8 protein-coding genes are annotated in these 7155 nt (G+C 40.9%); 4 read left to right on the top strand and 4 right to left on the bottom strand.

All coding sequences use genetic code 11. The annotated features are described in order from the left end of the window. Window positions 1-218: hypothetical protein (locus tag LBH49_03685; GenBank protein MDR0351716.1), on the top strand; the 218-nt coding region annotated here is incomplete at its 5' end. 21 nt (window positions 219-239) lie between these two features. Here LBH49_03685 and LBH49_03680 read toward each other — a convergent pair. The 4 genes from LBH49_03680 to LBH49_03665 all read right to left on the bottom strand — a co-directional run bounded on the left by LBH49_03680 (window position 240) and on the right by LBH49_03665 (window position 4158). Then, entirely contained in the window at window positions 240-632 is a 393-nt protein-coding gene (locus tag LBH49_03680; GenBank protein MDR0351715.1) for an RNA-binding protein, read from the bottom strand. 235 nt (window positions 633-867) lie between these two features. Next, window positions 868-1332: an NYN domain-containing protein gene (locus tag LBH49_03675; protein ID MDR0351714.1), complete on the bottom strand. Its 465-nt coding sequence runs from the start codon at window positions 1330-1332 to the stop codon at window positions 868-870. A gap of 42 nt (window positions 1333-1374) precedes the next feature. Continuing rightward, window positions 1375-2685 carry a phosphopyruvate hydratase gene (gene eno, locus LBH49_03670; GenBank protein MDR0351713.1) on the bottom strand — a complete coding sequence of 437 codons (1311 nt, stop codon included), beginning with the start codon at window positions 2683-2685 and terminating at the stop codon, window positions 1375-1377. Between the two features lie 51 nt (window positions 2686-2736). Further along, window positions 2737-4158, bottom strand: coding sequence for an NAD(P)/FAD-dependent oxidoreductase (locus tag LBH49_03665; protein ID MDR0351712.1), 1422 nt, complete (start codon window positions 4156-4158; stop codon window positions 2737-2739). A gap of 679 nt (window positions 4159-4837) precedes the next feature. On the opposite strand from LBH49_03665, the gene LBH49_03660 reads away from it, so the two are divergent. The 3 genes from LBH49_03660 to LBH49_03650 all read left to right on the top strand — a co-directional run bounded on the left by LBH49_03660 (window position 4838) and on the right by LBH49_03650 (window position 6843). Beyond that, window positions 4838-5077, top strand: a complete 240-nt coding sequence (locus LBH49_03660; protein ID MDR0351711.1) for a ferredoxin — start codon at window positions 4838-4840, stop codon at window positions 5075-5077. 115 nt (window positions 5078-5192) lie between these two features. Continuing rightward, on the top strand, window positions 5193-6251 hold the full coding sequence (locus tag LBH49_03655) for a hypothetical protein (protein ID MDR0351710.1): 1059 nt from the start codon (window positions 5193-5195) through the stop codon (window positions 6249-6251). Window position 6252: 1 nt separating this feature from the next. Beyond that, window positions 6253-6843, top strand: a complete 591-nt coding sequence (locus tag LBH49_03650; GenBank protein ID MDR0351709.1) for a polysaccharide biosynthesis/export family protein — start codon at window positions 6253-6255, stop codon at window positions 6841-6843. Window positions 6844-7155 lie beyond the last annotated feature (312 nt).

Genomic DNA, 7155 nt, shown 5'->3' with positions numbered 1-7155 from the left:
GAAATTTTGCCAGAAATCCACCGGGAAACCATAGGCCAAATTTACAAACATCATCCCAAAAATCCTACATCACCCCACTGCTTTCTCCGCTCAGCAGAAAAATTTCATCGGTAAAAAGGATTAAAATATTTATTTCAAGCATTCCATTGGATCCTCTAAAAATGCCATATATCATTAAATCTGAAAAACCGGCAGAATTTTTGAAACGCTGCCGGTGAAATTTGGAATAATTTCTATTTTCAGCGATCTCCGCCTCGGTTACTGCGAAAACCTCCGCCTCGGCGTTCCCGGTCGCCAAAACCTCCGCGGGAACCACCGCCAAAGCCTCCACCTCCTCGGTAGCCGCCTCGGAACCCTCCGCCACCACCTCCGGATCTAAAACCTGGATTGGGCTTAGGTCTCGCCTCACTGACCACCAATTCGTTGCCATCTAATTCGGTGCCATTCAAGGCAGCTATGGCTGTCATCGCCTCGTTCTGCTTCGGCATCTCAACGAAACCAAACCCCTTGGGCTGATTTGTGTCTCGATCAATTATGAACCTCACACTCTCTACTTCGCCGTGAGCCTCGAACACAACCTTCACGCCATCCTCGGTGGACTCCGGCGAAAGATTTCCTACATAAATCCTCATGATCTTATTACTTTTCTATATATATTGTTATGCCACGAAATCACTATCGGAAAGTATCCCATGGCATGACACATTTCCGACCCGCTTGTAGTAGCAACTTTCTTGGCTGTAACATTCTGTGCCAACCCGGAAACCTTTTACGCCGAAACGCAACGCATCTACTCGCTATGCCTAGATTAGGTAACTAGTATTGTGCAATATTCAATCTATTTTTCAAATGTATTTGTGATTTTATTCATTTAAATAGCTTGGTGCCGAAAGGTTCACCATTATCCCCAGCGATGGTTCTTTTCCCATAGCTGTACTCATCTTTTGAAATCATACTGGAAAATTCTTTGGCAGACATGATTATTCCTCCCAAAGCTCTTACGGTATTGCTAAGGCCATGATCATTGGTCACCACGGTGCAATCTATTCTAGCTTTGGATTTTCTCACCATTTGTTCAATCAATGTGTCCGCTGTGGTATTTAGATCAGAATATATCACACAAAATCGCCTACCTCGATAAGGATAATCCACCGTCGATTTGACATCATTGCCATCAAAAACCAATGTGACTCTATCAACTATGCTTAGCAATTTTGAAGCTTCCTGGATAAAAATTTGGGCCGAAGCATTTACGCCAAAGGCCAATGTTTTTTTTGAATCCACCAGAGAGTGGATCACATTGTAACCATCGATCAGTATGTGCTCGGCCATCTTTAATTCACCGATTCCTGGGTTGGCCAAACCGTAAAAATGTTATAATCTCCCAGCAAATAAGGCGTGGGACCCAAGTTCTTCTTCTATTCGCATGAGCTGGTTATATTTGCAAATCCTATCGGTGCGACTCATCGATCCGGTTTTGATCTGGCCAACATTGGTAGCCACAGCTATGTCAGCGATGGTACAATCTTCGGTTTCGCCAGATCTATGAGATACAATGGATTTATAACCAGCGCCTTTTGCCAATTCTATGCAGTCAAGGGTTTCACTGAGTGAGCCGATCTGATTAACTTTTATCAATATGGCATTGGCGATGCCTTCTTTTATTCCCTTGGCAAGATATTCTGAATTGGTAACAAATAGATCATCGCCAACAAGCTGTATTTTATCCGTCAGATTTTCGGTTAACTTTTTCCATCCAGACCAATCATTTTCGTCCAGGCCATCTTCGATGGATATTATTGGATATTTTTTTATTAAACTTTTATAAAAGCTTATCATAGAACCGACATCATGGACAGATTGATCAGATTTTTTAAATATATAATGGTTTTTGTGTTCGTCAAAAAATTCTGAGGCTGCCACATCTAGAGCTATTGAAATGTCTTTTTCTGGTTTATATCCAGCCGTTTCTATGGCTTCAATGATTACTTTGAGAGCCATTTCATTCGATTCCAGATTAGGGGCAAACCCTCCTTCATCGCCAACGGCTGTCGAAAATCCTCTGGATCGAAGCACATCTTTGAGAGCATGAAAGGTTTCTGCACCCATTCGCACCGATTCACCGAAGGATTTTGCATTGTGAGGAACAATCATGAATTCCTGGATGTCTATGGGGGCATCGGAATGAGCTCCACCATTCATCACATTCATCATGGGGATCGGAAGAATCTTGGCATTGGTACCACCTAAATACCTATATAGAGGTAATTTAGCAGCATTGGCAGCAGCTTTGGCCACAGCCAATGAAACGCCTAGAATGGCATTGGCACCGAGATCTTTTTTGTTTTTTGTTCCATCAAATTTCACCATGATGTCGTCGATGCCGACTTGATCAAAGGCGTTGCTGCCGATGAGAGCCGGAGCTATGCGCTTGTTGACATTTTTTACTGCCAGCAATACACCTCGACCAGAGAACCTTTTTTTCGTATCAATGCCAACTAGTGAATTTTTTGGTGCATTTTTATCACGCAATTCTATGGCTTCTCGTTCACCGGTACTAGCTCCTGATGGGACAGAGGCTCTCCCAAAGGAACCATCGGATAGATGAACATCCACTTCAACGGTGGGATTTCCACGAGAATCTATTATCTCGCGGGCAAAAATATCAACTATGGTAGTTTTCATAAATATCTTTTGCCAATGATATTCTTTGGATGAATAAACACAAGACTTGAATCATAAAATTCCAGCAACTTTATGAGCCACAATGACGCCATAATTCATGGCGCCGAGCCAACCGGACATTATTATACCCACAGAACCAGCATGATATAGACCATTTATTTGCTTTGGCAAATCCATAGAAATTTCGAGACCTTCGAATTTAGTTCCAAATGAAGTTCCCTTGGGATGAGACGTGTACCGATGGAATGTCAATGGCGTTGCAGCTTCGGTATAATCTATTTTTCGGCGCACATTGGGTATGAATTTTTCCAACGAGACTATGGAATCCTCAATGATTCTAGCCTTTTCTTTTTTATATTCTTCCGGAGATAGACTTACCCAATCTTCCCAATGGGCATTCATCGATGCCACGATGGCATAGCTAGGTTCATTCTGCGGTCTTGTTTTTGGATAGTACATTGAGAATGTTCTGCTTTTAGTATGAAAATGACATAATTCCTTACTATCCAATTCGTTGCACTCGGAAGTGAAAATCAAATCACCAATGTCTGGGATGGTTTCTCCTTTTTTAATACCCAGATAGGCTTGGCACGAACTATTATTGACTCTGACCGAACGTTCTTTTTTTAAAAAATCATCAGAAAATTCACTTTCACCAACCAGATTAACTATGGTCGACAGCACATTGGCATTGGAAATTACGGCCCGACAGGCTATATTTTGATCATTTACCCTAACGCCAATTACTTTCTTGGGAACACCATCTGTATCCAGTAGAATTTTTTCCACCTTGCTGTGCTTAAAAATATCCACTCCATGGTCTTTCAATGCATTGGACATTTTTTTTATCAAAGCATCGGTGCCACCCTGGAAAGTAAATACGCCATTGCTCATGAAGTTAGAAAACACAATGCCATAGGTTATGGCCTCGTCATTCAAGGTCGATCCATTGGCATAGGCTATGGGTTCGAGCAGCAATCTATGTACATCGCTGCGACCTGGGAAAAATTCCTCGAATATTTGCTTTGTACTGCGAAGATCATCGTCATAAAAATTCATTTTTCGCAGACCTGTAAAAAATGCTTCCACGCGTTCTTCTGGCAGACCAAACCTATGCACCAGGATTTTTGTGAAATCCTCTCTGGTAAAAGTTGTTTCAATGTCGAACTGAGGATTTACAAACCTTATCCTTTTCAATTGTACGATGCTATCGGCAATCTCTTTGGACCAATATTTTCGGCAGGATTTAACCATGCCATGAGGAAATCCATGGAGAGACACATCAAAAATGTGGCCTCCTTTTCTAGAAAAATAGGCAGCAAGGCCACCGATTTCGTAATGCTGTTCAAATATGGCCACTCGGTAGCCTAGTTTCGCAAGATAGTTTGCTGCTGTCAATCCAGCCAATCCGCTACCTATTACCACCAGGTCATATTTTTTTTCAATTTTTCCAATATATTGTGATTCACCCATGGACCCTATTAGTATGAATTACCGATCTCCATGGGCAAGAGCAAATGTAATTTTATAGAAATATGACATATTTTTTCATTTTCATTAAAAATTTCACCACATCCATAGAATATATCTAAAAAAAGCATGGTTAGGGGTATATATAGATGAGGCCAAGGGATTAATATATTACCGAAACAATTATCATATTTTTGTAATTGAGCTAATTTATATGGATAAAAATCATGTTAATGTCTTTGGAAATATTGAAAAATCTCGGCAGAATTTTTGAAAATATCGACGAAGAAATCGTAATAATTTCTGAGCCCCAAGGCAACTAGGAAAATTTTCAGCAGAAAAGCTAAGGTAACCAAAGAAAAATCTAAAATATTTAATAAAAATTAGCCACCTGATTTACAAAAAAATCCATGAATTAAGGCAGATTTACTAAGAAAAAGTGGTTCCTGTGGGCAATAATTATAAAAAAAGTAAAAAAAGTGAAAAAAGTATTGACTTTGGGTTAAGGGTATGTTGGAATGACAAACGAGATTGAGAACGAAAGAAGAATAGGAAGAGAAGGAGGTTTGTGGAAGAACAAAAATAATGAAATAAAATAAAAAGGAGGATTTAATAAAAGGAAATTAGGATAAGAGATAGAGATCTTGACTAGGAGAAAAAAATAGTAGGATCGAAGCAGGTTATGGCGGATAAAAATAAAAAGAATAAAGAAAATTGTGAAGGAAGATTTTACGTTGATGATCAATGCATTGACTGCGATCTATGCCGAGATATGGCCGGAGAGTATTTCGGGAGGCAGGAGATGGATGGCTATTCCTACGTAATAAAACAACCTGAAACCGAGGAAGATATAAAACTCTGCGAAGAAGCAATGGAAAGTTGTCCAGTGGAAGCCATAGGCAACGATGGAGACGAAGAATAAAGGAAAATAAAGTCCACCCATGTTGATAAAAAATTAATTCAAATTAGGATTAGTGGGCTGTGGTAGAGGTTTTTTGAGGTGGATTTGGATAATTCTGCCATACTGCGGGACGACGATGGCCAAAGCAAAACCCATAGTAGTGGTAAACACCAAATCCGGTGTGATCTGGACCGATAACCTATTTTGCGATGAAAAGGATAGGGTTGCAGACAAAAAAGTCTATGTGACGCCGAAGATTTCCATGGCCAGCGGAGACGCCAATGCAAACTTGGTGGCATCCACATCGTTGAAATTGGATGCGCATAAATACGCGAAAATGAGAGATTTAAACGACCTAAACCTAACCTCTCGATCGAAATTTGAAGTATTTTTGCCGTCGACCAATCTAAAATCCAAATTTTCCTACGTGCAAGCCGATACCAACAAATCAACGGCAAAGGCCAAGGGTCAACTGGTCAGTATGGAAACTTTTGATAGCTATTTTTCTGCCATGCATGAACTTAGCGAAAAAGTGAAGCTGGACACATGGGTGGAATTTGAAAAAATCCACTTGGAAAAAAAATATGACAATCTTCATGATAGTCAAAGCATATATTTTAATACCAAGCTGACCAAGGCATTTTCGGAAAAGCTGAGCGTTGGGCCGTTGGGAAAGTGTTGGCACACAAGGATTAAGAAGCCAAAAAGCTTCTCATCCCAGTGCCTAGCCATCCATGCAAAATATGAAGCCAGTGGGCGATGGAAAATGGAAGGGCACATGGGGTTGCAACTTCTTCATAGTCATAGTGCCGAAACCATAAATGCGTTCATATTCAAGGGCGAAATGGAATACATATTGTCATTGCCATCAAAAATTGTGGCAGAAATTAAACAGAAAATGGACACCACCATGGAAGGTAATGTTTTTCAAAAAACATCCCTGGCAGTGAAATTTTTCCTATTGTGGTGCAAGATGTTAGCACTACGAGCATCGGCCCTAATACAGTACAACGATTACAAAGATTATGAAAGACATGACAGGTTGGCAAAACTTAGCCTGGATTTTCGGGTTTATTTTGGCCGAAATAGATACATCGACATCATTTCTTACCAATTTGCACGCAACCGCTCAAACATGGCTGGCAAATCCTACGGGAGTCATAGCATTGGAGCTGGCATATTTTTTGAGTTTTGATATGGAAGTAGTTATGCATCGGCTAAAAAATTTTCTCCGGACCATCGGCATGATAATTGCGATAAACCAGGTCACCCTGGTCCAATGCCGCAAGATCGATAAGTTGATGCCATTGGATGAAATATGGGTATCTGTTTTCGAAAACCCTGATTTGGAAACTCATACCATCATAACCGAAGGCGGAGAAATATCGATGCCATTGATAGGGAAGGTCAAAATTGCCGGATTGCCTCTGGAAGTAGCAGAAAATATCATAGAAAAAAAATATGGCGAAGGGTTCATAAAATCGCCCTGGGTGATAATCCATGTGACTGACCATGCCAAGGAACAGGTAACCGTGCTCGGACAGGTTCAGAATCAAGGAGTTATTGAATTCGATCCCCATCATGGCCTGACGTTGACCGAAGCCCTGGGACGAGCCAATGGCCTCAATCCAAAGGCAGATATTTCGAAAATTATCCTGACTTTCACCGATGAGCAGGGAAAAGCACACCCTAAGCAGATAGATGTCAAGGAGATAGTTCACGGCAAGGCCAAGGATATCCCGCTGAAAAATGGAGCTCTAATCTATGTAAAGGAGTCCATGTTCTAGAAGTGGCTGGGAGCCAATGGCCTCAATCCAAAGACAGAGGTTTTGAAAATTATCTTGACCTTCACCGATGAGCAGGGAAAGGGTATACCCTAAGTAGATAGATATCAAGGAGATAGTTCACAGCAAGGCCAAGGATATTCCGCTGAAAAATGGAGCTCTAATCTATGTAAAGGAGTCAATGTTCTAGAAGTGGCTGGGAGCCAATGTCCTCAATCCAAAGACAGAGGTTTTGAAAATTATCTTGACCTTCACCGATGAGCAGGGAAAAGCACACCCTAAGCAGATAGATGTCAAGGAGATAGTTCACGGCAA

This window comes from Puniceicoccales bacterium, assembly GCA_031255005.1.
Taxonomy (GTDB): domain Bacteria; phylum Verrucomicrobiota; class Verrucomicrobiia; order Opitutales; family LL51; genus JAIRTH01.
The sequence above is the reverse complement of the archived record's forward strand: the minus strand, read 5'-3'. Positions and strand labels throughout refer to the sequence as shown.